Here is a 236-nt window from a genome sequence, read left to right as displayed (position 1 = left end):
CTCCTATTTCAACATATGGAGAGCTTTTATCTTGAATACATAAAAGGACGAGAAAACAGGTGATAAATTAATGAAAACCTATACACTCATCGCAACAGCTCCAATGGGGATTGAAGCAATTGTTGCAAAAGAAGTAAGAGACCTTGGCTATGAGTGCACAGTCGACAATGGAAAAGTGATTTTCAAGGGGGATGCTCTTGCGATTTGCCGTGCAAACCTTTGGCTGCGTACAGCAG

Annotated in this window: 1 protein-coding gene; it reads left to right on the top strand. The window is 41.5% G+C overall.

Translation table 11 applies throughout. From position 1 onward, the window contains the following. Positions 1-70: 70 nt before the first annotated feature. On the top strand, positions 71-236 hold a 166-nt coding region (locus AC0IXA_RS28130; protein WP_471815016.1), incomplete at its 3' end, for a hypothetical protein.

Source organism: Pseudomonas sp. AC083, assembly GCF_979253165.1.
The sequence above is the reverse complement of the archived record's forward strand: the minus strand, read 5'-3'. Positions and strand labels throughout refer to the sequence as shown.